This window comes from Streptomyces sp. YIM S03343 (assembly GCF_054729195.1).
The window spans coordinates 824,388-847,855 of record NZ_JBPUKX010000002.1; the positions used below are offsets into that span (position 1 = coordinate 824,388).

Here is a 23,468-nt window from a genome sequence, read left to right on the forward strand (position 1 = left end):
TCACCGCCCCGCACCGAGGTCGAAGACGATCCGCGCGGTGACCTGGCCGCGCAGCACCTGGTCGATGGACTCGTTGACGGTCTCCAGCGGGCGGGTCTCGTAGATGACCTTGGTGCGGCCCGCGGCGTGCAGCTGGAACACCTCGGCGAGGTCCTGCCGGGTGCCGACGATGGAGCCGATCACGGAGGTGCCGTTGAGCACGGTGTTGAAGATCGGGACCTCGATGGTGCCGTGCGCGGGCAGGGCCACCATGACGAGCTTGCCGCCGCGCCGCAGACCGGTGTAGACGGCGGCGAACGCGGCCTCGTTCACGGCGAGGGCGACCGCGGCGTGCGCTCCGCCGTGCTCCTTGAGCACCGCGCCGACGTCCTCCTTGCGGGCGTCGATGACGATGTCCGCGCCGAGCTCGCTCGCCAGGGCCAGTTTCTCGTCGGTCACGTCGATCGCGGCCACCGTGGCACCGGCGATCTTGGCGTACTGGAGGGCAAGGTGACCGAGCCCGCCGATCCCGGAGATCGCCACGAGCTGGGAGGGCTTGATGTCGGCGACCTTGAGCGCCTTGTACGTGGTGACGCCGGCGCAGGTCAGCGGGGCGGCGTCGAAGGGGTCGACGCCTTCGGGGACCAGCTGGGCGAAGTCGGCCCAGGCCAGCATCTTCTCGGCGTAGCCGCCGTCGCATCCGTAGCCGGTGTTGATCTGCTGCTCGCACAGCGTCTCCCAGCCGGACAGACAGTGCTCGCACCGCCCGCATGCCTTGCCGAGCCACGGCACGGCGACCCGGTCCCCGACGCTGAGGTGGGTGACTCCCTCGCCGAGTTCCTCGACGAGACCCACACCTTCATGACCGGGTACGAACGGCGGGTTCGGCTTGACCGGCCAGTCGCCGTTCGCGGCATGGATGTCGGTGTGGCACAGCCCGGAGGCCTCGACACGGATACGGACCTCGCCGGGGCCGGGCCGGGGGTCGGTGCGCTCCTCGATCACCAGGGGCTCGCCGAAGGCTCGTACGACTGCTGCCTTCATGGTTCACACTCCTCAGGGTGGTGCTGTGCGGGTAAGGGTTCGGGGGCGCCGCAGCCGCGGGGGCGGCCCACGGCTGCGGCTGGATGGTCAGTTCGTAGGGCTACTTCTCGCCGTCTTTGTTAGTTTTGCCCGTATTGTTCTTACTTTGTCAGTCGTGGGCGACCACGGCGACGGGCGCGACGGCGTGGTGCAGGACGGCGTGCGTGACGGAGCCGATGTGGATGCCGAAGGGGTTGCGGCGCACCCGGCGTCCCACGACGACCAGGGACGCCCCGCCCGACGCCTCGATCAGCCGGGTGGAGGCACCGCCGGGGCCGGAGTCCTCGGCGATCTCGACGGCCGGGTACTTCTCCCGCCAGGGCCGCAGCGCCTCGGCCAGTCGCGCGGCCTGCTCGCGGGCCACGTCCTGGTCGAACTGCGGGTCCGCGGCGAGGCCGTAGGCGTAGTACGGCGGCAGGTCCCAGCCGTGCACCACACGGACCGAGGTGCCGCGCCGGGCGGCCTCCTCGAAGGCGAACGCAAGAACTGTTCCTTCAACGGCGTCGACACTGCGGGTGTCGAGCCCGACGACGACCGGCTTGAACGGGGTCTCACCGGACGGCTCGCCCGCCGCGTCGGCCTCGTGCTCGTCGGCGGCCACCTCACCGGCGCGGACGACGACCACCGGGGTCTCGGTGTGCGCGATCACCGACCGGCCGACCGAGCCGACGAGGAACCCGGCGAGCCCGCCGATCCCACGCGAACCGAGGACCAGCAGTTCCGCGTCCCCGGCCGCCTTGGTGAGCGCCTCGGCGGCCTGGCCGCTGCGCTGCTCGGCGATCACCTCGACACCGGGGTGGCGCTCCTCCAGACCTTGCGCGGTCTCCCGCGGGATGCGCTCGCTCCAGTGCTGGTGGGTCTCCGCACCGAGCAGCGGGGCCTGCGCCATCGGCTCCGGGACCGGCTCCCAGACATGGACGATCTTCAACGGCAGGCCGCGCAACTTCGCCTCACGGGCCGCCCATTCGGCCGCCGCGCGGCTCTCCGGGGATCCGTCGAGACCTGCGACAACACTGCGCACCATGTTTCTGCCTCCTGATCGATGATCTGGCTCCAGATTCACGGAGAAGTGTCCGGCACAGCATGGGCCGCCTTTCCCTCGGGGGGACCGTTCGGCCCAACAGGCGCGGACCACCGGCGCGACGGGCCTCAGGGCGAGGACCAGCCACGATTCCCGTTGCCGGGCCCTTCACCACCCAGCCTTGCCGCCCTGCCGTCCCCGCGCGCAGGCCTAAGGTCCGCAGGAAGAGGCCCTGGGGGCCCTGGCGCGACCGCAGTCCGGCCACCTCGCAAGTCACGGGCGGGGCGGATGTGCGAACCTCGGGGGATCCTGGAGGGGCGCAGCGGAAGGAACGGGCATGGTGCACGGCTCGGACAGCTCCGGCTCGGACGGCTCCGGCTGGGGCGGGCGGGACGCGGTGTCCGGCCCCGTTGCCGTGCTGCGCGGGCTGACCCCGGGTCTGGGCTACCTGATGCACTACCGCCGCGCCTGGCTGAGCGGCGATCTGCTGGCCGGGGTCACGGTGGCCGCCTATCTCGTCCCGCAGGTCATGGCGTACGCCGAGGTGGCCGGGCTGCCGCCGGTCACCGGGCTGTGGGCGATCCTGCCCGCGCTCGGCCTGTACGCGGTGTTCGGCTCCTCACGGCTGCTGTCGGTCGGCCCCGAGTCGACGACGGCCCTGATGACGGCGACGGTGGTCGCCCCGCTGGCCGGTGCGGACCCGGACCGCTACGCCGGGCTCGCCGCGGCGCTCGCCGTGACGGTCGGGCTGCTGTGCGTGGCGGCATGGGCGCTGCGCATGGGCTTCGTCGCCGACCTTCTCTCCCGGCCCGTCCTGATCGGCTATCTCGCGGGCGTGGCCCTGATCATGATGGTGGACCAGCTCACCAAACTCACCGGCGTACCGACCACGGGCTCGAAGTTCTTCGCGGTGCTGTGGTCCTTCCTGACCCACCTGGGCGAAGCCCATGGCGCGACCGTGCTGTTCTCCGCGCTCGCGCTGGCGTTCCTGTTCTCCGTGGCCCACTGGTTCCCCAGGCTGCCGGGACCGCTGCTCACGGTGGTGCTGAGCACGCTCGCCGTGATCGCGTTCGACCTCGACGGACGGTACGGCCTGAAGGTCGTCGGCGACCTCCCGGCCGGGCTGCCCTCGTTCGCCGTACCGGACCTCTCCGAATTCCCGAACCTCGTCCTGCCCGCCCTGGGCGTCCTGCTGGTCGGCTACACCGACTTCATCCTCACCGCCCGGGCCTTCACCGGCGGCGCCGACGACGAGCCCGAGCACGACGCCAACCAGGAGTTCCTGGCACTCGGCGCGGCCAACATCGGCGCCGGCTTCCTGCGCGGCTTCCCGGTGAGCAGCAGCGCCAGCCGCACCGCGCTGGCCTCCTCCAGCGGGGCGCGCAGCCAGGGGTACTCCCTGGTGGCGGGCACGGTGGTGCTGGCGGTGCTGCTCTTCCTCAGTCCGCTGCTGCACCGCACGCCGTCCGCGGTGCTGGGCACGCTGGTGGTGTACGCGGCGGTCCGCATGATCGACCTGGCCGGCTTCCGCCGCCTGGCGACCTTCCGGCGCCGTGAACTCCTGCTGGCGGTCGGCTGCCTGGCCGGCGTGCTGGCGCTGGACATCCTCTACGGCGTGATCGTCGCCGTCGGCATGTCGGTGGCCGAGCTGCTGACCCGGGTGGCCCGCCCGCACGACGCCGTGGAGGGCCTGGTGCCCGGAGTTGCGGGGATGCACGACATAGACGACTACCCCACCGCCCGCACCGTCCCCGGTCTGCTCGTCTACCGCTACGACTCACCGCTGTTCTTCGCCAACGCCGAGGACTTCCACCGGCGCGCGCTGGCCGCCGTGGAGGAACAGAAGGGGGACGTCCTGTGGTTCGTCCTCAACACCGAGGCCAATGTGGAGGTGGACATCACCGCCCTGGACGCGGTCGACGCCCTGCGCCGCGAACTGGTCGCCCGCGGCATCGTGTTCGCCCTCGCCCGCGTCAAACAGGACCTCCTGGACGACCTGAAGGCCTACGGCCTGGCCGACTCGGTAGGCCAAGCCCTGATCTTCCCCACCCTGCCGACTGCGGTGGCGGCGTACCGCGCGTGGCGCCGCGCGCAGTAGGACCGTCAGCCCTGCGCTCACGGGGAACCGACCGCGCCCACCTGTGCCGCCTAGGGGTCCCCGCTCGACGAGCTTGGGGGAGGCGCGGGTGGACGCTGCCGGGGGGAAGGAGGCGAGCCATACAGCCGACGCCAGTTGCAACCCCCTGAGGGGCGCGGGGAACTGCGCGGGGAACCACGACGTGCCCGCACCCGGCAACCGGCAGCGATCCCCGGTGGCAGGCCCCGGAACACCGGGCGGTCCGTCGGGGCGAGGGCCGTGGCTCCGGAGCCGGGGGAGGCTTGTGCCCCGGTGGCCCTGGAAACGGGGCTCGGGGCGCAGCCCCGGTGGGAGCGGCCGGGGTCAGACCGGGTACAGGTCCGGACGGACCAGCGTGCCGGAGCGGCCGTGGACGATGGAGTAGGCCGCGTCCAGGGCGCCGATCGCGGCCAGGCCGCCGGTGTGTTCCACGAAGCGGGCGGCGGCCTCCGCCTTGGGGCCCATGGTGTGCTCCCCGCAGCCGGCGCGGCGCAGTTCGCCGGGGGTGGCGTCGAGGACCGGGCGCTGGCGCGGGGTGCCGTAGTCGGCGTAGACGTTCGGCACATCCGTCAGGATGAGCAGGAAGTCGGCCTTGAGGTCCTCGGCGAGCAGTGCGGCGGCGAGGTCCTTGTCGACGGCGGCGTCCACACCGCGCAGCGCCCCGGTGCGGTCGGCGACCACCGGCACTCCCCCGCCCCCTGCGCACACCACGAGGGTGCCCGCGTCCAGCAGCGCCCGCACCGTCTCGGTCTCCACGACCCGTTCCGGGCTCGGCGTGGGAATGACGCGCCGCCAGCCCTGGGAGCTCCGGGAGACGTGCCAGCCGTAGCGGGCCGCGAGGTTCATGGCGAGCCGCTGCGGGTAGACCGGGCCGACGAACAGGTCCGGCCGTTCGAAGGCGGGGTCGTCCGCCCGTACCAGGGTGTGGGTGACCAGCGCGGCCACCCGGCGCTCGGGCAGCGCGTCGTGCAGCGCGCACGACAGCAGCGAGCCGATCATGCCCTGGGTCTGCGCGCCGAGCAGGTCCAGCGGGTAAGGGGCGCTGAGCCCGGGGTCGTTGGCGCTCTCCATGGCCAGCAGGCCGACCTGCGGGGCATTGCCGTACGTCATGACGATGTCGTTGTCATGGGCGAGCGCGGCGATCGCGGTCGCCACCCGGACGATGTTGGCCCGCTGGACCGCGGCGTCGGGGCGCTCGCCCCGGTGGAGGAGGGCGTTGCCGCCGAGAGCGATGACGATGCGCATGGCTCGGTCCTTAGCGAACGTGGCGTGCACCGGCAGGACCCATCCATCGAACAGCCCGCCCACCGGCCCTTGGAGGTGCTGAAAGTCACCCCGGATCTGCCGGTGGACCTGCACCAGGGGCCGGGTGGCCCATGGAACACAGGGACCCTCGCGACCACTCTGGGCGTGGTAGGTCCGTCCGCCGCTTCCAGGAGTAATGCTATGAACGCTCCCGCCACGAGCAAGCCGCAGGCCCTGCCCGCCGAAGTCCGGCAACGGCTGATGGCCATCGCACGGGAGGCGTCCTTCTCCCAGGGCACCCGCCTCTTCGAGGAGGGCGGTCGCGCCGACCGCTTCTGGCTCATCCGTACCGGCACCGTCGACCTCGACATCCATGTGCCCGGCCGTCGCGCCGCGGTCATCGAGTCGCTCGGTCACAATGAACTCATCGGCTGGTCCTGGCTGTACGTACCGCACACCTGGCACCTCGGCGCCGAGGCCGCGACCCCGGTGCGGGCCTACGAGTTCGACGCCGAGGCCGTGCGCACCATGTGCACCGAGGACCCCGTGTTCGGACAGAGCATCGCCCAGTGGGTCGGCGCCGTCGTGGCGCACCGGCTGCACTCCGCGCGTACCCGGCTGCTCGACCTGTACGGCCCGTACGGCAGCGGCGGCGCGCGGTGACCACCGGCCCGGCCGCCGCCGAGCAGCACGAGGGAGGCAGTGTGCACGGCTCCCCGCACGTCGTGGGCGACGTGATGACGCGCGTCGTGGCCACCGTGGGACGCGCCGCCGAGTTCAAGGACATCGTGCGCGCCCTGCACGACCGCAGGGTCAGCGCCGTGCCCGTGGTGGACCGGTCGGGCCGGATCATCGGCATCGTCTCCGAGGCGGATCTGCTGCCCAAGGAGGAGTTCCGCGACAGTGATCCCGATCGCCAGACCCAGTTGCAGCGGCTGACCGACATCGCCAAGGCCGGTTCCGTGACCGCCGGCGATCTGATGACGTCGCCCGCGCTGACCATCCGGGCGAACGCCACGCTCGCCCAGGCGGCCCGCACCATGGCCCGCGCCAAGGTCAAGCGGCTGCCCGTGGTCGACGAAGAGGACCGCCTCCTGGGCATCGTGAGCCGGGTCGACCTGCTGAAGGTGTTCCTGCGTCCCGACGAGGACATCGCGGAGGAGGTCCGCCGCGATGTGGTCGCCTATCTGTTCCCTGCGCCCGCGTCGGCGGTGCGGGTGGCGGTCGAGGACGGCATCGTGAAGCTGTCCGGCCGGGTCCGCGACACCTCGCTGGTGTCGGTGGCGGAGCGTCTGGCGCGTGCCGTGGAAGGTGTCGTGGACGTACGGTTCGCGCTGGACGTGCCGGACGCGGGGCGGTAGCGGGGATACGGGGACATCTCCGGCGGTGCGGTCGCCGCCGGAGCCGTACGCGGTACGTGAGCAGCGGGTGGGCCGCGCGGCACCGTGTGGCGCTCGGTCGGCGGTGCCCAGCCCTTGACGCTCGGCCGGTGGCGGTCAGCCCGTGCCGCTCAGCCGGTGGGGCTCCCCCACTCGCGGTCGGCGCGCGCCCACTCCTCGCCCCAGCGCTCGGTGGCCCGCCGTTCGACCCGCAGCCGTACGACCCGGCCGCAGGCCAGGATCGCCAGACCTGACGCGCCCGCCACCCACACCCCCGCGAGCACCCCGCGGGCGACGGCCTCGGCCCGGTGGACCGGCGGAGCCACGAGATGTCCCTCCGCGTCGCACCACACATGCACCGTCTCGCCCACCTCGATGCCGGACTTCACATCCGTGGTGGCGGTGCGGACGGTGCCGTCGGCACCGGTCCAGCGGATCTTGGCGGGGACGTAATCGAGCTTGAGCCCGCGCAGCGCGGGATCGGTTCCGGTCATCACGGCGGCGACGGGTGTACGGGCCGCCGCGTCGCGCTCGATGGTGTCGTCCACGGAGTACGCGGCCGCCGCTCCGAGCGCGGTACCGCCGACGATCGCCACTGTCCAGGCGACCAGAACGATCCGCGCCTCTGTGGTGTCGCTCGGCCTGCACAGCGGATTGTCCCGCCAGCGGCATCCCACGATCGTTCCGTTCCCGTGCTTCCGCATGGGTCATACCCCCTCGCGGGCACAATGGAGGACGAACACCGCACGCACGGTCCCACAGTGCGGCCGGTGACCGTGAGGGGCCGCTGGTCCGCCCCGATGGGGCCGGTCGGGGTGGTCACCAGGTACCGTTTGGGCCGATCGGCCTGGCTACCATGGTCCGATCGGGCCATGATCATCGTTGCTGGCGGCTCGCAGTCCGCCACAATCCGGGGAACAGGGGTCGAAATGACCGAGGCACGCACCTTCACGGCGGAGGATCCCATCCGCGTCTTCCTGCTCGACGACCACGAGGTCGTCCGGCGCGGACTGGCCGACCTTCTGGACGCCGAGCCGGACATCTCGGTGGTCGGTGACGCCGAGAACGTAGAGCACGCGCTGGTGCGGGCACCCGCGGTGCGGCCGCATGTGGCCGTCCTCGACGTACGTCTCCCCGACGGGGACGGCATCTCCGTCTGCCGTGAACTGCGCAACCGCATGCCGGACCTGGCGGTGCTGATGCTCACCTCGTTCGACGACGAGGACGCGCTGCTCGACGCGATCATGGCGGGGGCGTCCGGCTATGTGCTCAAGCAGATCAAGGGCTCGGACCTCGTCTCGGCGGTCCGCACCGTCGCCTCCGGGCAGTCGATGCTCGACCCGGCGACCACCGCCCGGCTGATGCGCACGCTGCGCACCGAGCCGACGGCCAGCCCGGAACTGCCGCCCGAGCTGGCCGGCCTGTCGCCGCGCGAGCGGGAGATCCTGACGCTGATCGGCGACGGGCTCACCAACCGGGAGATCGGCAAGAAGCTGTATCTGTCGGAGAAGACGGTCAAGAACCACATCTCCCGGCTGCTGGCCAAGCTCGGCGTGCAGCGCCGGGTGCAGGCGGCCGTCATCGCCTCGCAGCTCGAGCAGAGCGAAGGGGGAGACCGTACCGCGCGCTGAGCCAAGATTTCCGGGGCCTTCCGGCGGGAGTCCGGGCCTTCCGGCCCCTCCCGCGGCCCCGTCGGCCGCGACCACCGTGGACAGGGCCATCTTGCTACCCGGACGGCCCCCTCTGCGCGGGGCGGGGAGGAGAACCTCATGTCCACGGCGGTCCTCGACGTCCCTACCCTCGAAAAACTGATCGCGGCGGCCGTGGCGGCCCCGTCGGTGCACAACACCCAACCGTGGCGGTTCCGGCTCGATCCCGACTCGGTGACACTGGAGATCCGCGCGGCGGCCGACCGCGGTCTGCGTTTCAGCGATCCCTCGGGCCGCGCGTTGCACGTGTCAGTGGGCTGCGCGCTGTTCAATCTGCGGGTCGCGGTCGCGTACTTCGGCTGGGAGCCGGTGACCAGGCTGCTGCCGAAGCCCGAGCAACCCGATCTGCTCGCCACCGTGCGCCTCGCCGGCGCCTCCCGTTTCACCGGGCTCGAGCAGCTCTACGACGCCCTGTGGATGCGGCACAGCAGCCGGCTGCCGTTCGCCGACCGGCAGCTGCCGGAGTCCGTGCTGACCGAACTCGCCGAGGCCGCCCAGCAGGAGGGTGGCCTGTTCACGCACCCCGACCCGGCCTACGCCGAGCGCCTGCTGCGGCTGACCGGTGAGGCCGAGCAGCGCAACCGCGCCGACGCGGACCGCGCCGCGGAGAGCCGGCGCTGGATCGTCCGGCTGCCGGGCGCCGCGTCGATCGGGGTGCCGCCCGCCGCGATCGGGCCGCAAGACTACCGCGACCACATCCCGATGCGGGACTTCGGCGCCCACCGCCACCCCTCGGTGCTGGCCGCCCGCGCCTTCGAGACCCGGCCCTCGCTCGCCGTGCTCGCCACCCCGCACGACCGCCGCACCGACTGGCTGCGGGCGGGCCAGGCACTGGAGCGGGTGCTGCTGGTGGCGACCTCGCACGGCCTGCGCGCCTCGCTGCTCCACCAGGCCCTGGAATGGCCCGACCTGCGCGAACAGGTCATCGGCGACCCCGACGACCGCCGTGCCCACGCTCAGATGGTGATCCGCCTCGGCTACGGCCCCGAGGGCACCGCGTCGCCCCGCCGCGAGGCGTCCCAGGTACTGGAGCAGCAGCGCCTGACCGCTACGCACTGAGCGACGGCAGTCCCTGATCCCGGGCCCACAACGCCCCACCCGGGGCCCGGGAAGCCGACCGGCCCGGCCGATGCGGCACCGGGCGCCCGGCGGCGCCTGACCCTGCTACGCACCGAGCGGTCACGGCCCTTCCCCCCAGCCCACGACGCCCCACCCGGGACCTGGGAAATCGACCGGCCCAGCCGATGCGACGCAGGCACCCGATGGCGTCCCGCCGGGTGGTGCAGCCGATCAAGGGACCGGAACTCGCTGGTCACGCCGGATGCTTCGACCGGCTGGGCCACTCCTGGCGCTTGACCGGGCCACTTCGCGTGCCGCGCCGACGGGGAGACCATTGCGAGCCAGGTACCGGAGGGCGCAGCGCGTGATCGCTTGCACCACCTCGCGGGACGCGACCAGGCACCCGGCGGGCGGATCCACGCCTGACCGCTGCACACCGAGCAATCACGGCCCCTCCCCCAGCCCACGGCACCCCACCCCGGGCCCGAAAAGCCGACCGGCCCGGTCGGCGCGACCCGGGGCACCCGGCGAACGGATCCGCGCCTGACCGCTCCGCACTGCGGGATCACGGTCCCTCCTCCCGGGCCCCCAACGCCCCACCCGGGCCCGGGAAACCGACCGGCCCGGCGGGTGCGACTCCGGGCGCCCGGCCCCGGCGGGCGGATCCCCGTCAACGCCCACGCCCGGGCACGCATCCGGTCCCGGCGGAAGACCCCTCCCCCGTCCCAGAGCGCGTCTGGCTCTCCCGCCGGGCGCGACGCCTGGCGCGGCATGGCACCTCGACCTGTTGTCGGACCGTCCGAGTACGGACCATCCCAGCTCCCCGTCCGAATTCGGACCATTCGAGTACGGACCGGACGCCGCGCCTCCATCCGACGCGAAGTACCAGACACACCCCAACGCCCAGCCGTAAACGGCAGAGCCCAGCACCACGAACCCACGAACCCCCGAACTCGCGGAAAAACCGCGCCCACCGTGGCTGTCCCAAGGCCCTTTGCCGGGCCCTGGCGCACCCCTGCGCCCCCTTCCACCCACCCCCGGAGGGGACCCGTCCGCCCCCTCCTCAGCAGCCCGTCACCCGGCCGCCCAAAGCCTCCGTCACCCACCGCAGCCCTACGCCTTTCCGCTGATCAGACCTATGATCAGCGGCGATCACCGGGCCGTCGGGACGGGCGACGAAAGGCAGCGTATGGACCGGCACATCCGCACCGTCGAGGACGTACTCACCCTTCTGGACGGGCTGTTCGCCCCCGACGCGCACCGCTGGAGCGCGGACGCCGGGGACTGGTGGGACCGTTTCTACGCGGACCGCGAGCGCCCGGTGCCGTTCTTCGCGGCGAAGCCGGACGAGAGCCTGGTCGCCTACGGGGAACGAGGGCTGCTCCGCCCCGGCCGCGCTCTGGACCTGGGGTGCGGCCCGGGCCGCAACGCCCTGCACCTGGCGTCGCTCGGCTTCACGGTGGACGCCGTGGACCTGTCGCCGACGGCGATCGCCTGGGCGGGGGAACGGGCACGTGAGGCCGGTGCCGAGGTGCGGTTCCTGCGCGGCGACGCCTTCGCCCTGGCCCGCGCCGGGGAGCTCGACGGACCGTACGACCTCGTCTACGACTCCGGCTGTTTCCACCATCTACCGCCGCACCGGCGCATCAGCTATCTGGCTCTCCTCGACGAACTCCTCGCCCCAGGCGGCCTGTTCGGCCTGGCCTGCTTCGCCGCGGGTGCCATGGGTTCCGAGGCGGGCGACACGGAGTTCTACCGCCGGGGCGGCTTGGACGGCGGCCTCGCCTACACCGCCAAGTCACTGCGCGGGATCTTCACCGACCTGACGGAGGTCGAGATACGCCGCATGCGGGACGAACCCCCGAGCTCCCCCCGCTTCGGCGAACCCTTCCTCTGGACAGCCCTTTTCCGCCGCACTCCGGCCACACACGGCTGAACCGTCCCACACGACTGAACCGCCGAAAACTGCCGCACCGACGGACGTGCCTCCCTCTCGGGGGTGGCGGGTCGACCTCAGATCCGGACAGCTCACCGTCCCGTGACCACGACCCACCACCCGGGCGGCGACGCGCCAGGCGGCGGGCTGCCGTCACGCCGCCCCGGGCCGCGCGGCCTCAGCCCCGCCCCGCCGGGATCACCGCCACCGGGCACAGCGCCCGGCGCAGGATCGTGTGGTCGGCGGTGAGCGGGAGGGCCGGGGTGTGCCGGGGGTGGGCCGGGAGGACGATCAGTTGGGCGCCGGCGCTCGCGTCGATCAGGGCGCGGTGCGCACGGTGGCGGATCCAGCGCGAGCGGATCCTGAGGTACGGGTACTTCCTCACCAGGTCGGTGAGGTCGGAGCCCGGGGCCGGGGTCTCGGAGCGGCGGCGTTCGCCACGGGAGTGCACGACGACGAGGTCGGTGTCGCGCGCCTGGGCCTCGGCGAAGGCGAACTCGGCGGCGGCCCTGACCCCCGGTGTGCCGTCCTCGGCGAGGACTACGGGCCCGGTGCGGGTGGGCCTGCCGCACACCACGAGCACCGGACCGCGGCCGTGCTGGGTGAGATGCCCGGCGACGGACACGTGCCGCAGGCCGCGCAGCGGGCTCGGCGGGCTGCTGCCGACGACGGTGAGCGAGGCGGTGCGGGACTCGGACTCCAGGACCGTGCCGGGCTCGCCGACCAGCACCTCCCGGGTGATGGCGACCTTGGGCGCGACTCGGCGGGCGCGGCCCTCCGCCATGGTGAGGGCGCCGTTCACCAACTCCCGCACCTCATCGCCGTCGGGGTCCCAGGGCGGTACCCCGGGGGTCACCCGGCCCGTCCAGGACAGGGCGTGCGCGAGTTGGAGCTGTACACCGCGCCGTTGCGCCTCACGTGCCGCGGTCTCCACGGCGGCGAGGCAGGACGGCGACCCGTCCACTCCGACCACCACGGGACCCACCGCGACCTGACCGCTCATGGCAAATGCTCCCCTCTCGGCGGGGCGGTGCCCGCCCGGCGTCCGCCGACCAGCGTCCGTCCGGCGCGCGGACACCCGCACTGGGCCGTCCGGGCCCGAGGACGCACCGACCGGCCCTCCCGGGCGACGGGAGCACGGACGACTCTGAAAGGAGAGGGTGGGAAAGGACCCGCGCGGCAGAGGAAGGACCCGCGCGGCAGTGGCGGGCCCGGCTGCCGCGCCCGACCTGGAGGTGTGCCATGACCGGCCCTGTCGTCGTAGGACTCGACGGCTCGCCCGCGAGTGTGACGGCCGCCTGGTGGGCCGCACGCGAGGCCGCGGACCGGCATGTGCCGGTGCTGCTGCTGCACTCCTGGACGAACCAGCCCCTGGACGTGCCGATCGCGCGGGAGGCCCTGGCCGAACAGCGCTACGGCGGGCAGGTGCTCCAGCGCGCCGAGGCCGAGCTGCTGCACCGTCACCCCGGCCTGACCGTCACCACGGAGTTGGTGTCGCAGCCCGCGGCTCCGGCCCTGCTCGACTTCGCCGAGACGGCGTCGCTGCTGGTGATGGGCTCGCGCGGGCTGGGTACGGTGGCTAGTTTCCTGCTCGGCTCGATCAGCCTGCATGTGCTCGGCATGGCGCCGTGTCCGGCGGTGACCGTCCGGGCCGGTGATCCGGCCGTGGAGGCGGGGCCCGCGCATCCGGCCGCGGACGGGCACGACGAGATCGTGGTCGGCGTGCAGGACATCGGCGCCGGCTCCGACACCCTGCTGGAGTTCGCCTTCTCCGAGGCCCACGCCCACGGGGACCGGGTGCACGCCGTACGGGCCATACCGCTCACCGGCGTCCAGGGCCGCCCGCTCACCCCGGCCGACTCCGACGAAACAACGCAGCGCACCGTGCTCACGGCGGCGCTGGCGCCGTGGCGTGCCAAGTTCCCCGGTGTGCCGGTGACCGAGGAGGTCGTCCGGGACTCGGCGGCGCAGGCGCTGCTGTCCGCGTCGGCGCGCAGCCGACTCACCGTCGTGGGACGGCATCTGCGTCCCGCCCACCACGCCTGGAGGCTGGGGCCCGTGGCGCACGGGGCACTGCACCATCTGCCGTGCCCGGTGGCCGTGGTCCCGCACGGCTGAGCGGCCGAGGAGGCCGAGATGGAGTCCGTACCCCCGGTTGACGAGCCGCAGGCGCCGCGTGGCCGGTTCCGGCTGCCTGGGCTGGAGCCGCTGCTGTTGGCCGTCACCGTCCTGGCGCTGGTCAGCGGTGGCGTGTTCTGGTTGGCCGGTGCGGGCTCGCTCGCCGATCTGTGCTGGGCGATCGGCACGGTGGCCGCCGTAGGACCGTCGATCGGCTGGGTGCTGCACGCCCTGCACGAGGGGCAGGCGGGGGTCGATCTGATCGCGGTGCTGGCGCTCGGCGGCACGCTGGCCGTCGGCGAGTATCTGGCCGGTGCGCTGATCGCGCTGATGCTGGCCACCGGCCGCACCCTGGAGGCCGCCGCGCAGCGCAGGGCCTCGCACGATCTGCGGGCCCTGCTGGAACACGCCCCGCGCTCGGCGCGGCGGCGCTCCGGCGCGGAGGTCGACACGGTGCCGCTGGCCGAGGTCGCGGTCGGTGATCTGCTGGTCGTGGGGCCCGGCGAGGTCGTCCCCGTGGACGGGCGGGTGACCGGCGCGACCGCCGTCCTCGACGAGTCCGTGCTCACCGGCGAGTCCCTGGCCGTGCGGCGGCCCGAGGGCGACGAGGTGCGCAGCGGTGTCGTCAACGCGGGCGGTGCCTTCGAACTGCGGGCCACGGCGACCGAGGAGGACAGCGCCTACGCCGAGATCGTACGGCTGGCCCGGCAGGCCGGTGCGGAGTCGGCTCCCGTGGTGCGACTGGCGGACCGGTACGCGGCCTGGTTCCTGCCGCTGTCCGTGGCGGCGGCCGGGCTGGCGTGGCTGGTGTCGGGTTCAGCGGTACGGGCGGTGGCGGTCCTGGTGGTCGCCACGCCCTGCCCGCTGCTGCTGGCGGCCCCGGTGGCGGTGGTCTCGGGGCTGTCGAAGGCGTCGCGGCTGGGTGTGGTGATCCGGGACGGCGGGGCGCTGGAGAGCCTGGGACACGCCCGGACCGTGCTGATGGACAAGACCGGCACGCTCACCCGGGGACGGCCTCGGGTGCTGGACGTGGTCGGCGCGCCCGGATGGCAGGCGTCGGAGGTGCTGCGGCTGGCCGCGTCCGTCGACCGGTACTCGCCGCACGTCCTCGCGCACGCCGTGGTCGACGCGGCGCACGACCGCGGGCTGAAGCTGTCGGTGCCCGAGGACGTGGCCGAGGAACCCGGCCGGGGCGCCGCCGGTACCGTCGACAGCCGCCGGATGGCCGTCGGCCGGCTCGATGCCGGCGCCGAGCGTCCCGGCTGGGCGCGGGCCGCCGACAACCGGGCGGTGCTGGACGGCGCGGCGGTCGCCTGGCTCACCGTGGACGGCGAGCCGGTCGGCGCGGTGCTGCTGAGCGACCCGCTGCGCCCGGACGCGCCGCGCACCCTGCGGCGGCTGCGAGCAGCCGGGATCCGTCGGCTGGTGATGCTCACCGGCGACCGGCCCGAGCCCGCCCGCGAGGTCGGCGCCGTGCTCGGTCTGGACGATGTGCGCGCCGGGCTCTCCCCCGCCGACAAGGTCGCCGCGGTGCGCGCGGAACGCGGGAGCGCGAAGAACGCGGCGACGGTGATGATCGGCGACGGCGTCAACGACGCCCCCGCGCTGGCCGCCGCCGACGTCGGGGTGGCGATGGGGGCGCGCGGCTCCACCGCGTCCTCCGAGGCCGCCGACGTCGTCCTGACCACCGACCGGGTGGACCGGCTCGCCGACGCGGTCACCATCGCCGTACGGGCCCGGCGCATCGCGGTGCAGAGCGCGCTGGGCGGCATGATCATGTCGCTGGCCGCCATGGTCGCGGCCGCCTTCGGGCTGCTCCCGCCCGCGGCGGGCGCGCTGCTCCAGGAGGCCATCGACGTCGCCGTCATCCTCAACGCCCTGCGCGCGCTGCGCGACGACCGGACGGCACGCCCCCCGCTGGAACCGTCGACCGAGGCTCTGATCCACCGCTTCGCCGCCGAACACGACGATCTCCAGGACGTCCTGGAGGCCGTACGGGACGCCGCCGACCGGCTCGCGGACGGCCCGGAGCCGGACGCGCTGCGGGCGGTGAAGGAGGTCGACCGGCTGCTCGCCGAACGGCTGCTGCCTCACGAGTACGCCGAGGAGCACGAGCTGTATCCCGCGCTCGCGCCGACACTGGGCGGGCCGGAGGCCACCGCCACGATGAGCCGGGCGCACGCCGAGATCGAGCGCCTCGCCCGCCGCATCGCGACACATGTCGCGCTCACCGGACCTGACGGCGCGGCGGCCACCGACCAGCTCGACGACCTCCGGGCCAGCCTGTACGGGCTGTACACGGTGCTGCGGCTGCACTTCACGCAGGAGGAGGAGAACTACTTCTCGCTGGCGCCGTGACCTTCGCACGGGGCAGGGTGGAGCTGAGATCCGAGTGATGAGGAGGGCGCGTGCGATTCGCGCTGGACGCACTGTTCGCCGACGTGCCCGCGGAGCAGGTGGACGAAGCTCGTGACTTCTACAAGTCGAGGGCGGCAGGCCGTGGCCCCAGCACACTGGAGGAGCTCAAGGAGGCCCGAGCGAAAAGGCCTGCTCCTCGCGCCTCCGACCCGCCTGCCGTGGAAGAGACGATCAAAACCGCGGAAGCACGGATCCCGATAAGAATCTTCACCCCTCTCGACGGTCCACCGCAGGGCGTCTACCTGGACATACACGGCGGCGGCTTCTACATGGACTCCGCAGCACGGGGAGACACACGCAACCGCGAGCTCTCAGACGCCCTGCACGTCGCCGTCGTCAGCGTCGACTACCGGCTGGCCCCTGAGCACCCCTGGCCGGCGGCACCCGACGACTGTGAAGCGGCGGCACTCTGGCTCGTCGAAGAAGCCGAGGCCCGCTTCGGAACGTCCCGGCTTGCGATCGGCGGGAGTTCCGCGGGAGCCACACTCGCCCTGGCCACCCTGCTCCGGCTGAGAGACAGAGGAGCAGTTGCCCAATTCACCGGCGCTGCGCTCCAGTTCGGTACCTACGACCTGAGCGCACGAACCCCGGCCGGTCGCCGCATCGCGGACGAATACTTCATCCAGGCATACGCCGGCCACGTGAAAGACCGCACCGCCCCCGACATCTCTCCCCTCTACGGCGACCTCAACGGACTTCCCCCGACCCTGCTGATCGTCGGAAGCGCAGACGTGCTGCTGGAGGACAACCTGGCACTGGCAGGCCGTCTGTCAGCGGCCGGCAATGACGTCGAACTCCGCGTCTACCCCGAGTCACCCCACGGTTTCACGGGCCACCCCACGGCAATGGCCGGGACGGCACTCAGCGGTATCGGCTCCTGGCTGTGGGAGCGAATTGCTCCATCGTAGAAGCTGACCGCATCCGCAGACTGCGGACGATGTCCAGGGGCCATCCGGCCGTCACCAGGGACCACTGGGCCCTGTTCGGGGCGAAGGCGGGGGCTCCAGCATGTCGGCCAAACCCTGTCGTGACGCAGCGTGGCGTGCGGTGGGTGCTTCCGGAGGTGGTCAGCCATGAGTACGGTTCCGTCCCGCCGGTCAGGCCGGCGTCCCGCTACGGTCGTGCATCTGCCGTACGCGGAGCGCACCGTGGGTGTGGAGGCCGCCCTCCAACTGCCCACGGTGATGATGCTGGTGGTCGAGGACGCGTGCGCGGTGATCGCGCTACGGGACTGGCAACGCCGTGAGCCGAGCCGGTGGCATCCCTTGGCCCGGCACCGCTGGCTGGCGGAAGGCAAACGGCTGCGGGCGAAGAAGGCCCGTATGAAGGAGCTGGCGGCGCAGTCGCTGGACGCGGCTCACTGACGGACGGGCGGGCGGGGTCGGCCGTGTCACGTCGGCGCCTAGTCGATCTCCAGTACCTCTCCCACGGGGCGCCTCGGGGTGGCTTCGCCCGTCGGGCCGTAGCCCAGGCGCAGCACCATCTGGACGTAGCCCATCGACGACTCGGGGTCCCGGGCCAGTTCGCGCAGGTCGTGGTGTTCGAGGGAGTGCGAGGTCAGCGAGGTGGCCAGGCCGCGCAGCGTGGCGAGCAGCAGGATCCGTTCCATGGCCTGGCCCGCGCGCAGCCAGTCGGCGGGGTGGTCGTGCACGGTGCCCAGCAGGGCGAGGTTCGGGGCGGTCTCGAAGACGGCGCCGGCACGGCCGGGGACATCGCGCGTGACCGCGAAGTCGCGGACCGGGGCACGGCCGCCCGTGCGGGTGGGGCCGAAGGCGTAGTCGGGGATGCCATCGACGGTGGTCGCCGTGCGCTCGTCGCCGATACGGGTCCAGTGCCGGACGTCCTCGTAGGCCCCCGGGTCCAGGGTGTCCCGGCCCTCGACGTCGTTGGCCTGGTCGAGCAGGGCTTCCACGTGCCAGGGATTCGGGAAGGCCAGCCGGGCGCCCTCCTGGCGGGCGGCGTCGGCCAGGGCGTAGGCGATGTCTGCGGGGACGGGCCGGTCCTCGAAAGGGTGGCGGCTGGTGCGGCGGCGGGCGATCGCGGGGTACAGGCGGGCCAGTTGGGGGTCGGGCTGCTCGGTCTCAGTCACGGTGACGCTGACCAGGAGCAAGGGGTCGGTGGGGGTGGGGAGGATCCTGGTGTCCGTGTGGAGTCCGGCGTGGGCAGCGGCCACGCGCAGATTGCAGACGGCCGCGCCGCAGCCGAGGTGGAGTCCGCGGTGGTCGGGGTCGGTGCGGGGCATGGCACGGCTCAGGTCGGGGCGGACCTCGAAGGTGCCGGTGGCGGTGCGGTAGTGGAAGCGCCAGGGCTGGGCGTTGTGCAGCGAGGGGGCGGCGGTGGCCGCGGTCACCAGGTCGGTGACGGTGGTCATGTCGAGTGGTTGAGCCTCCATGGGCCGCGCCTCCCCTCGGGTGCCGGGCGGGACGGCCACCGGTCGTGTCATGCCGGTTCCAGTACATCACGGGCGTTTCCTCTCAGGCGTGCGGGAGCGGGAATGGGTTTACTGGCGGCACGGGGTACTCAGCCGTACGGGCGCGCGGGGGTCGGCTGCTGGGCATCGGGGGGTGAGTGCGGCGTTCCTTCCGGGCAGTGAGTCATCTGCGGCGCGGTGTGTGGGCCCTCCCGGGGCGGCGCGTGGGCCCACCGGGGCGGGTGCGTCGCCTGCGGCGCGGTGGGTGGCTGGGCGGGGGAGGTTGCACAGCCCGGTGCTGGCGGGGTGCCGCCGCGCCCACCCGTGCCGCCCCAGCGGCACGATTGCCCGCGGCTTGCTTGAGGGGGCACGATTGCCCGCGGCTGCGGGCTGGGGGGCTGGGGGGCTGGGGGGAAGCCGCAGCCCGCGGGCTGGGGGCGGGGGCCGGGAGCCGCGGGCTGGGGTGGGCGTGTAGGTGGGGTGTTGGTCGGGTGGGGGTGGGGTCAGTCGTGGGGGATTACTGCTACCGGGCAGCCCACGTTGTGGACCAGGGCTGCTTGGGTTACCCGGCCGGTGCGGGAGCCGAGGAGGTGGGGGGTGCGGCGGTGGCCGATCACCAGGAGGCCGGCGCCGGATGCTGCTCGGAGGAGTTCGGTGCGGGCGCGGCCGGGGGTGACCGTCTCCACGACCGGGACCTCGGGGTATTTGTCCTGCCAGCGGTGCAGCGTGTCCGAGAGGAACTGCTGCAGATCGTCCGACGTGTCGGGCGCCGGGCTCGCGTACACCGCGTGCAGCCGGGCCCCGTGGATGTGGGCCGCCTCGAAGGCGAAGGCGAGGACCTCGTCGGAGAGGGCGGCGGGGTCGAGGCCCACGACGACGTCGCCGGGTCCGTCGGAGTCGGTGGGGCTGGTGGGGTGCTGTCCGGCGCGGACCAGGACCACGGGGCGGGTGGCGCCGCCCAGGACACCGCGGGAGACGGAGCCGAGCAGCAGGCCGGTGAGCCGTCCGGCGTGGCCTCGGGAGCCGAGGACGAGCAGGTCGGCGCGTCCGGCGGCGTGGTTGAGGACCGGTGCTGCGGGGCCCTCGATCTGGCGGTCGTCGACGCGCAGCCCGGGATGCGCGGTGCGGACGCGGTCCTCGGCGCCGCGCAGTACCCGGCGGCCCAGATAGCGCTGGACCGCACCGGCGGACTCCTGCTCCCCGCTGCGCGGCATACGGGTCCAGGCATGCACCAGGCGCAGCGGGCGGCCGCGCCGTTCGGCCTCGTGGGCGGCCCATTCCGCGGCCGCCAGGCTCTCGGCGGATCCGTCCACCCCAGCAATCACCCGCGCGAGCATGGCAGCCACCTCCGCCGTTCCGTCTCCTTCGACACCATCAGCGTCGCTCCGCACCCCTGGCCCCCGGTATGGGCCGCCAGGCGCCCGGTGCGGGACCGACCGGCCCAAGCCAGACCGGAATCTGGCCGAATTCTGACGGCTTCGGCCGGAAGAACGCCGGGATACGGTCCGATCTGCCGCAAGAATGTCAGTCGGGCAACGGCAGTACCCGGGTCTCCCCCGGCTGGAGACGGACCCCGGCACCGGGCAGGCGTACGTCGATGGGGGACGCGTCGGACGCCGGTACGGCGACCTCGAGCTTGCCCCGGCTCAGCCGCAGCCGTACGCCCCAGTGGCCCTGGTAGCGCAGGGCGAAGCCGTAGGAGGACAGTTCGGGCAGCGGGACGGGGTGGAGCCGGAGGGCGCCGCCGCGGGTCTCCAGGCCGGTGAGACCGCGCTGGACCATGTCGACGGTGCCGGCCATGGCGCCGAGGTGGATGCCCTCGGCGGTGGTGCCGCCCTGGACGTCGGCGATGTCGCCCTGGAGGGCCTCCTGGAAGAACTTCCACGCCTCGGCGCGCCGGGCGCGGGCCAGCACCCAGCCGTGGACGAGGGTGCTGAGGGTGGAGCCGTGGCTGGTGCGGCACAGGTAGTGGTCGACGGTACGGCGCCAGGTCTCGTCGTCGATCCGCAGTCCGAGCCGGCCGAACAGGGCGCTCAGCTCGGCCGGGGAGAACAGGTAGCCGAGCATCAGCACGTCGGCCTGTTTGGACGCCTGGTAGCGGTTGACGGTGTCGCCCTCGGCCTCCAGGATCCGGTCGAGGCGCCGGATGTCGCCGTGCCGGGCGCGCAGGCCGTCCCAGTCGAGTTCGGCGAGGTCGCCGTAGCCCTCGAACTGGCTGATGACACCGGCGTGGAAGGGCACGTGCAGGGTGCGGGAGATGTCCTCCCACTGTTCGAGCTCGCCGGCGTCGAGGCCGGTGCGCTCCACGAGTTCGCGGCGGCGGGGCTCGGGCAGGGCGGGCAGCAGTTCCAGGACGCGGGTGAGCACCCAGGCTGCGGTGACGTTGGTGTACGCGTTGTCGTCGAGGCCGGGGCGGTCGGCGCCGGGGTAGGCGTCGTGGTACTCGTCGGGGCCGACGACACCCTTGATGCGGTGGCGGCCCAGATCCTCGTCGTACACGGCGCAGTCGGCCCAGAAGCGGGCGATCTGGAGGAGCATCTCGGCGCCCTTGGTGTGCAGGAACTCGGTGTCGCCGCTGGCCTCGCAGTACTGCCAGACGTTGTAGGCGATGGCCGAGCCGACGTGGTACTGGAGGCGGGAGTGGTCGGGCAGCCAGCGGCCGGACTTGGGGTTGAGATGCAGTTGCTGGGTCTCCTCGCGGCCGTCGCTGCCGCTCTGCCAGGGGTACATGGCGCCCCTGCGGCCCGCTCCCCGGGCGCTGGTGCAGGCCTGTTCGAGGCGGCGGTGGCGGTAGTGCAGCAGGGCGCGGGAGACCTCGGGGAAGTGCAGGTTGAGGTAGGGCAGGACGAACAGTTCGTCCCAGAAGACATGGCCGCGGTAGGCCTCGCCGTGCAGCCCGCGGGCGGGCACGCCGACGTCGAGCTCGGCGGTGTGCGGCGAGAGGGTCTGCAGCACGTGGAAGAGGTGCAGCCGCAGGATCCGGCCCGCCCCGCCGGGCACCTCGAGTTCGGCGCGGCGCCAGAGCTGGTCCCATGCGGTGATGTGGTCGTCGAGGAGCGTGTCGAAGCCGGGCGCGCGGTCCACCCGGGCGATGGCGGCGTACAGCGGGTCGCTGATGGCGGGGTCACGGGAGGTGTGCAGGGCGACGCACTTGTCGACGGTGGCGGTGCGGCCGTCGGTGAGGCCGAGGGTGAGGCGCTGCACGGCGCGCGGGTCGTCGTGCGGGGCGGTCGCGGTGACGGTCGCGTCGGCGGTGAGCCGGGAGGCGATGCCGATACGGATGTCGGAGGTGCGGGTGCGGCAGCGCAGCCACACGGTGCCGCCGGCCTCCTCGGCCGTGCCGGTGTGGACGTGGGTGAGGTGGCCGCCGTCCAGGTCCCGGTAGCGGGGCACGCCCGCGTTGCGGACGCCGCCGTCGAGGGCTGCCTCCACCTCCAGCGGGCCGGAGAAGCCCTCGGGGGTGAACTCGGTGCGCAGGGCGGCGACATGCGGGTCGAGCATATGGACGAGGCGCAGCTGCCGCACGGTGAACGCCCGGCCCGTGCCGAGCCCGAAGCGGGTGCGCCGCTCCAGCAGTCCGGAGGCCAGATGGAGCAGCTGGCGGTGGTCGAGCACGGTCGCCGTGTCGGGGGTGAGCCAGGGTCCGCCGGGCAGCCGGAAGCGCAGCGGCAGCCAGTTCGGGACGTTGACCACGTCCTCGTTCTCGACGCTGCGTCCGGCCACGTCGGAGACGAGCCGGTTGTAGCAGCCCGCGACATAGGTGCCCGGGTAGTGCACCTGGTCGGCGGCGCACTCGGGCAGGGTGCCGCGGGTGGCGAAGTAGCCGTTGCCCAGCGTGCACAGGGACTCCCGCAGCCGTTCGTCGACGGGGTCGTAGCCCTCGTACTCCCAGATCCAGTCGTTCACTGCGGCTGTCCTCCCGTGCGAGGGCGGGGTGCGGTCGCACCGGATGTGCGGTCACACCAGTTGCGGTACCACGGCCACCGGGCAGTACGCGTGGTGCAGCAGGGCGTGCCCCACGCGGCCCAGCTGGAGGCCGAAGTGGCCGTACCGGCGCTGGGCGCCGATGATCACCAGATCGGCGGCCGCCGACCGGTTCAGCAGCACCTTGCGGGCCGGTCCCTCCACGGTGGCACGGCACACCCGTAATCCGGGATACCCGTCGGCCGCCTCGTGCAGCAGCGCCTGGAGCACGGCGGACGCCCGGTCCTGGTGGTAGGCGGTCGTCTCGGCGCTGTCGTAGGCGGGGCGTCGCCAGGCCCGTACGGCGTCCAGGGCGCAGTCGCGGACGGCGGCCTCGCGGTAGGCGAACCGGGCCGCCTGGCCCCCGGTGGCCGGGTCGCCCGCGCCGAGCAGGATCCGCCGGTGGCCGCCGGTGAGTCCGGCGCGGTCGCCGCGGACGACGACGACCGGGCAGTGTGCGCGGGCCGCGACGGTCAGTCCGACGGAGCCGAGCAGCAGGCCGGTCAGCTCGCCGCGCCCGCGGGAGCCGGTGACCACGGCGAAGGCGTCGTGCGCGGCGCGCAGCAGGGCGTCGGCGGGTTCGTCGGGGACGACGTCGGCGAAGACCTTCAGCGCGGGGTCGCGGCGGCGGGCGCGCTCGGCCGCGGCGGTGACGACGATCCGGGCCGCCTCCTGTTCGGCGGTCGGGCCGGGCAAGGGCCCGGGTGACAACTCGGCGTGCGGCAGAGCGCTCTCGTAGCGCTCCCAGAGGGAGCCGTGCACGAGGCGCAGCGACAGACCGTGCCGGGCCGCCTCGTCCACCGCCCAGTCGACAGCCGTGAGACTCGACGCCGATCCGTCGACACCGACGACGAGGGGCTGATCCATGAATTTCCCACCGCCTTCCGGGGGGCCTGAGAAGTCCTGGGCCGGAGCGTGCTGGGTCCGGAGCATCCCGGGTCCGGGCGCCTGGGGAAGGGGCCTGGGCACGGGGCTCCACCCTCACGGTGGCAGCCGGGGCAGGGCCGCGGTGAGGGGAAGTTCGGCCCCGTC

General features: G+C 73.2%; 19 protein-coding genes. 10 read left to right on the plus strand and 9 right to left on the minus strand.

Annotated elements, in window-relative coordinates; genetic code table 11:
- Together adhP and ACSYGN_RS39450 are read right to left on the minus strand one after the other, a co-directional pair.
- A complete protein-coding gene (gene adhP, locus ACSYGN_RS39445; RefSeq protein WP_460405360.1) occupies positions 1-1,023 on the minus strand; it encodes an alcohol dehydrogenase AdhP in 1,023 nt (340 codons plus the stop codon).
- 148 nt (positions 1,024-1,171) lie between these two features.
- Positions 1,172-2,086, minus strand: a complete 915-nt coding sequence (locus ACSYGN_RS39450; protein ID WP_460405362.1) for a universal stress protein — start codon at positions 2,084-2,086, stop codon at positions 1,172-1,174.
- Positions 2,087-2,534: 448 nt separating this feature from the next.
- On the opposite strand from ACSYGN_RS39450, the gene ACSYGN_RS39455 reads away from it, so the two are divergent.
- A complete protein-coding gene (locus tag ACSYGN_RS39455; protein ID WP_460405800.1) occupies positions 2,535-4,181 on the plus strand; it encodes a SulP family inorganic anion transporter in 1,647 nt (548 codons plus the stop codon).
- A gap of 342 nt (positions 4,182-4,523) precedes the next feature.
- Here the strand turns inward: ACSYGN_RS39455 and ACSYGN_RS39460 are convergent, their stop codons facing one another.
- A complete protein-coding gene (locus ACSYGN_RS39460; protein WP_460405364.1) occupies positions 4,524-5,444 on the minus strand; it encodes a carbamate kinase in 921 nt (306 codons plus the stop codon).
- A 201-nt stretch (positions 5,445-5,645) separates the two neighbouring features.
- Here ACSYGN_RS39460 and ACSYGN_RS39465 point away from each other — a divergent pair, with 201 nt between their 5' ends.
- Together ACSYGN_RS39465 and ACSYGN_RS39470 are read left to right on the plus strand one after the other, a co-directional pair.
- On the plus strand, positions 5,646-6,107 hold the full coding sequence (locus ACSYGN_RS39465; protein ID WP_460405366.1) for a Crp/Fnr family transcriptional regulator: 462 nt from the start codon (positions 5,646-5,648) through the stop codon (positions 6,105-6,107).
- A gap of 41 nt (positions 6,108-6,148) precedes the next feature.
- On the plus strand, positions 6,149-6,805 hold the full coding sequence (locus ACSYGN_RS39470) for a CBS domain-containing protein (protein WP_460405802.1): 657 nt from the start codon (positions 6,149-6,151) through the stop codon (positions 6,803-6,805).
- Positions 6,806-6,954: 149 nt separating this feature from the next.
- On the opposite strand, the gene ACSYGN_RS39475 is transcribed toward ACSYGN_RS39470, so the two are convergent.
- Complete coding sequence (locus ACSYGN_RS39475; RefSeq protein ID WP_460405368.1) at positions 6,955-7,527, minus strand: Rv1733c family protein; 573 nt, start codon at positions 7,525-7,527, stop codon at positions 6,955-6,957.
- 225 nt (positions 7,528-7,752) lie between these two features.
- Here ACSYGN_RS39475 and ACSYGN_RS39480 point away from each other — a divergent pair, with 225 nt between their 5' ends.
- The 3 genes from ACSYGN_RS39480 to ACSYGN_RS39490 all read left to right on the plus strand — a co-directional run bounded on the left by ACSYGN_RS39480 (position 7,753) and on the right by ACSYGN_RS39490 (position 11,527).
- On the plus strand, positions 7,753-8,454 hold the full coding sequence (locus ACSYGN_RS39480; protein ID WP_460405370.1) for a response regulator: 702 nt from the start codon (positions 7,753-7,755) through the stop codon (positions 8,452-8,454).
- A 138-nt stretch (positions 8,455-8,592) separates the two neighbouring features.
- Positions 8,593-9,591 (plus strand): Acg family FMN-binding oxidoreductase, encoded by a 999-nt coding sequence (locus ACSYGN_RS39485; RefSeq protein ID WP_460405372.1) that lies wholly within the window; start codon positions 8,593-8,595, stop codon positions 9,589-9,591.
- A 1,189-nt stretch (positions 9,592-10,780) separates the two neighbouring features.
- On the plus strand, positions 10,781-11,527 hold the full coding sequence (locus ACSYGN_RS39490; protein ID WP_460405804.1) for a class I SAM-dependent methyltransferase: 747 nt from the start codon (positions 10,781-10,783) through the stop codon (positions 11,525-11,527).
- 178 nt (positions 11,528-11,705) lie between these two features.
- On the opposite strand, the gene ACSYGN_RS39495 is transcribed toward ACSYGN_RS39490, so the two are convergent.
- Positions 11,706-12,530 carry a universal stress protein gene (locus ACSYGN_RS39495; RefSeq protein ID WP_460405374.1) on the minus strand — a complete coding sequence of 275 codons (825 nt, stop codon included), beginning with the start codon at positions 12,528-12,530 and terminating at the stop codon, positions 11,706-11,708.
- A gap of 239 nt (positions 12,531-12,769) precedes the next feature.
- Between ACSYGN_RS39495 and ACSYGN_RS39500 the strand changes: the two genes are divergently transcribed.
- From ACSYGN_RS39500 to ACSYGN_RS39515, 4 genes are all read left to right on the plus strand, one after another.
- Complete coding sequence (locus ACSYGN_RS39500; protein WP_460405376.1) at positions 12,770-13,645, plus strand: universal stress protein; 876 nt, start codon at positions 12,770-12,772, stop codon at positions 13,643-13,645.
- An 18-nt stretch (positions 13,646-13,663) separates the two neighbouring features.
- Positions 13,664-16,003 carry a heavy metal translocating P-type ATPase gene (locus tag ACSYGN_RS39505; protein ID WP_460405378.1) on the plus strand — a complete coding sequence of 780 codons (2,340 nt, stop codon included), beginning with the start codon at positions 13,664-13,666 and terminating at the stop codon, positions 16,001-16,003.
- Between the two features lie 50 nt (positions 16,004-16,053).
- Positions 16,054-16,971, plus strand: a complete 918-nt coding sequence (locus tag ACSYGN_RS39510; RefSeq protein ID WP_460405380.1) for an alpha/beta hydrolase — start codon at positions 16,054-16,056, stop codon at positions 16,969-16,971.
- 165 nt (positions 16,972-17,136) lie between these two features.
- Positions 17,137-17,427, plus strand: a complete 291-nt coding sequence (locus ACSYGN_RS39515; protein WP_460405382.1) for a hypothetical protein — start codon at positions 17,137-17,139, stop codon at positions 17,425-17,427.
- 38 nt (positions 17,428-17,465) lie between these two features.
- On the opposite strand, the gene ACSYGN_RS39520 is transcribed toward ACSYGN_RS39515, so the two are convergent.
- From ACSYGN_RS39520 to ACSYGN_RS39535, 4 genes are all read right to left on the minus strand, one after another.
- Positions 17,466-18,455 carry an Acg family FMN-binding oxidoreductase gene (locus tag ACSYGN_RS39520; RefSeq protein ID WP_460405806.1) on the minus strand — a complete coding sequence of 330 codons (990 nt, stop codon included), beginning with the start codon at positions 18,453-18,455 and terminating at the stop codon, positions 17,466-17,468.
- A gap of 521 nt (positions 18,456-18,976) precedes the next feature.
- The gene (locus ACSYGN_RS39525; protein WP_460405808.1) at positions 18,977-19,810 is read right to left on the minus strand and encodes a universal stress protein; all 834 of its coding nucleotides are present in this window, start codon (positions 19,808-19,810) and stop codon (positions 18,977-18,979) included.
- 187 nt (positions 19,811-19,997) lie between these two features.
- Entirely contained in the window at positions 19,998-22,379 is a 2,382-nt protein-coding gene (locus tag ACSYGN_RS39530) for a glycoside hydrolase family 65 protein (protein ID WP_460405384.1), read from the minus strand.
- 51 nt (positions 22,380-22,430) lie between these two features.
- Positions 22,431-23,303 carry a universal stress protein gene (locus tag ACSYGN_RS39535; RefSeq protein WP_460405386.1) on the minus strand — a complete coding sequence of 291 codons (873 nt, stop codon included), beginning with the start codon at positions 23,301-23,303 and terminating at the stop codon, positions 22,431-22,433.
- Between the last annotated feature and the right edge of the window lie 165 nt (positions 23,304-23,468).

What these genes read in the sequence shown, in the direction of transcription:
- adhP (WP_460405360.1), bottom strand. Translation starts at nt 1,023, where the DNA reads ATGAAGGCAGCAGTCGTACGAGCCTTCGGCGAGCCCCTGGTGATCGAG.
- ACSYGN_RS39450 (WP_460405362.1), bottom strand. Translation starts at nt 2,086, where the DNA reads ATGGTGCGCAGTGTTGTCGCAGGTCTCGACGGATCCCCGGAGAGCCGC.
- ACSYGN_RS39455 (WP_460405800.1), top strand. Translation starts at nt 2,535, where the DNA reads ATGCACTACCGCCGCGCCTGGCTGAGCGGCGATCTGCTGGCCGGGGTC.
- ACSYGN_RS39460 (WP_460405364.1), bottom strand. Translation starts at nt 5,444, where the DNA reads ATGCGCATCGTCATCGCTCTCGGCGGCAACGCCCTCCTCCACCGGGGC.
- ACSYGN_RS39465 (WP_460405366.1), top strand. Translation starts at nt 5,646, where the DNA reads ATGAACGCTCCCGCCACGAGCAAGCCGCAGGCCCTGCCCGCCGAAGTC.
- ACSYGN_RS39475 (WP_460405368.1), bottom strand. Translation starts at nt 7,527, where the DNA reads ATGCGGAAGCACGGGAACGGAACGATCGTGGGATGCCGCTGGCGGGAC.
- ACSYGN_RS39480 (WP_460405370.1), top strand. Translation starts at nt 7,753, where the DNA reads ATGACCGAGGCACGCACCTTCACGGCGGAGGATCCCATCCGCGTCTTC.
- ACSYGN_RS39485 (WP_460405372.1), top strand. Translation starts at nt 8,593, where the DNA reads ATGTCCACGGCGGTCCTCGACGTCCCTACCCTCGAAAAACTGATCGCG.
- ACSYGN_RS39490 (WP_460405804.1), top strand. Translation starts at nt 10,781, where the DNA reads ATGGACCGGCACATCCGCACCGTCGAGGACGTACTCACCCTTCTGGAC.
- ACSYGN_RS39495 (WP_460405374.1), bottom strand. Translation starts at nt 12,530, where the DNA reads ATGAGCGGTCAGGTCGCGGTGGGTCCCGTGGTGGTCGGAGTGGACGGG.
- ACSYGN_RS39500 (WP_460405376.1), top strand. Translation starts at nt 12,770, where the DNA reads ATGACCGGCCCTGTCGTCGTAGGACTCGACGGCTCGCCCGCGAGTGTG.
- ACSYGN_RS39505 (WP_460405378.1), top strand. Translation starts at nt 13,664, where the DNA reads ATGGAGTCCGTACCCCCGGTTGACGAGCCGCAGGCGCCGCGTGGCCGG.
- ACSYGN_RS39515 (WP_460405382.1), top strand. Translation starts at nt 17,137, where the DNA reads ATGAGTACGGTTCCGTCCCGCCGGTCAGGCCGGCGTCCCGCTACGGTC.
- ACSYGN_RS39520 (WP_460405806.1), bottom strand. Translation starts at nt 18,455, where the DNA reads ATGGAGGCTCAACCACTCGACATGACCACCGTCACCGACCTGGTGACC.
- ACSYGN_RS39525 (WP_460405808.1), bottom strand. Translation starts at nt 19,810, where the DNA reads ATGCTCGCGCGGGTGATTGCTGGGGTGGACGGATCCGCCGAGAGCCTG.
- ACSYGN_RS39535 (WP_460405386.1), bottom strand. Translation starts at nt 23,303, where the DNA reads ATGGATCAGCCCCTCGTCGTCGGTGTCGACGGATCGGCGTCGAGTCTC.